1 protein-coding gene is annotated in these 1,903 nt (G+C 61.3%); it reads right to left on the bottom strand.

What is annotated here, in order from left to right; genetic code table 11:
* A partial coding sequence (gene tkt, locus HMPREF3140_RS19535) for a transketolase (RefSeq protein ID WP_048328485.1) occupies positions 1-1,903 on the bottom strand: 1,903 nt, incomplete at both ends.

The following is a 1,903-nucleotide window of genomic DNA, read 5'->3' as shown; positions in this document are numbered from 1 at the left end:
ACTCCTCGAACAGCTGCTCAGCCGGCGCAGACTCACCGAAGGTGGTCATGCCAACGATAGCGCCGTTCAGGCCAACGTATTTGAACCAGTAGTCAGCGATACCCGCTTCCACGGCAACGCGCGCGGTCACGGCTTTCGGCAGTACGGATTCGCGATAAGCCGCATCCTGCTTGTCGAACGCGTCGGTGGACGGCATGGAAACCACGCGCGCCTTCACGCCTTCGGCAGTCAGTTTGTCCCATGCGGCAACCGCCAGCTCCACTTCTGAACCGGTGGCGATGAAGATCAGCTCCGGCTGGCCGGCGCAATCTTTCAGCACATAACCGCCGCGGGCCACGTTCGCCAGCTGCTCTGCGGTACGCTCCTGCTGCGCCAGGTTCTGACGGGAGAGGATCAGCGCGGTCGGGCCGTCCTGACGCTCCACGCCATATTTCCACGCAATCGCGGATTCAACCTGGTCACACGGACGCCAGGTGGACATGTTCGGGGTCACGCGCAGGGAAGCCACCTGCTCTACCGGCTGGTGAGTCGGGCCGTCTTCGCCCAGACCGATCGAGTCGTGGGTGTAGACCATCACCTGACGCTGTTTCATCAGCGCGGCCATACGTACCGCGTTACGCGCGTATTCCACGAACATCAGGAAGGTGGAGGTGTACGGCAGGAAGCCGCCGTGCAGCGCGATACCGTTGGCGATAGCGGTCATACCGAACTCGCGCACGCCGTAGTGGATGTAGTTCCCGGCAGCGTCTTCGTTGATCGGCTTAGAGCCAGACCACAGGGTCAGGTTGGACGGCGCGAGATCTGCGGAGCCGCCGAGGAATTCCGGCAGCAGCGGGCCGAAGGCTTCGATGGCGTTCTGCGAGGCTTTACGGCTGGCGATTTTCGCCGGGTTGGCCTGCAGCTTCGCGATGAACTCGTTAGCTTTCGCGTCGAAGTCAGACGGCATCTCGCCTTTCATACGGCGGGTGAATTCGGCTGCTTCCTGCGGGAAGGCTTTGGCGTAAGCCGCAAACTTCTCGTTCCATGCGGCTTCTTTCGCCTGGCCGGCTTCTTTGGCATCCCACTGGGCATAGATGTCAGACGGGATGTCAAACGGCGCGTGTTTCCAGCCCAGCGCTTCGCGGGTCAGGGCGATTTCGGCGTCGCCCAGCGGCGCGCCGTGGGAGTCGTGGGTACCGGCTTTGTTCGGCGAACCGAAACCGATGATGGTTTTGCACATCAGCAGGGACGGTTTGTCGGTGACCGCCCGTGCTTCTTCTACCGCGCGTTTGATGGCGTCAGCGTCGTGACCGTCCACGCCGCGCACCACGTGCCAGCCGTAGGCTTCAAAGCGTTTGGCGGTGTCGTCGGTGAACCAGCCTTCAACGTGGCCGTCGATGGAGATGCCGTTGTCATCATAGAACGCCACCAGTTTACCCAGTTTCAGGGTACCGGCCAGGGAGCACACTTCGTGAGAAATGCCTTCCATCATGCAGCCGTCGCCCATGAAGGCGTAGGTGTAGTGGTCGACGATATCGTGTCCCGGACGGTTGAACTGCGCCGCCAGGGTTTTCTCGGCGATAGCCATCCCGACCGCGTTAGCGATACCCTGGCCCAGCGGACCGGTGGTGGTTTCCACGCCTGCGGTGTAGCCGACTTCCGGGTGACCCGGGGTTTTGGAGTGCAGCTGGCGGAAGTTTTTCAGCTCTTCAATCGGCAGATCGTAGCCAGTGAGGTGCAGCAGGCTGTAAATCAGCATCGAACCATGGCCATTTGACAACACAAAACGGTCACGGTCAGCCCAGGCCGGATTGTTCGGGTTATGGTTCAGGAAATCACGCCACAGCACTTCGGCAATGTCAGCCATACCCATCGGGGCCCCCGGGTGGCCGGATTTGGCTTTCTGTACAGCGTCCATGCTCAG

The sequence above is a fragment of the Klebsiella sp. HMSC16A12 genome, assembly GCF_001808265.1.
Taxonomy (GTDB): domain Bacteria; phylum Pseudomonadota; class Gammaproteobacteria; order Enterobacterales; family Enterobacteriaceae; genus Klebsiella; species Klebsiella pneumoniae.
This window is presented reverse-complemented; position numbering and strand designations above follow the sequence as displayed.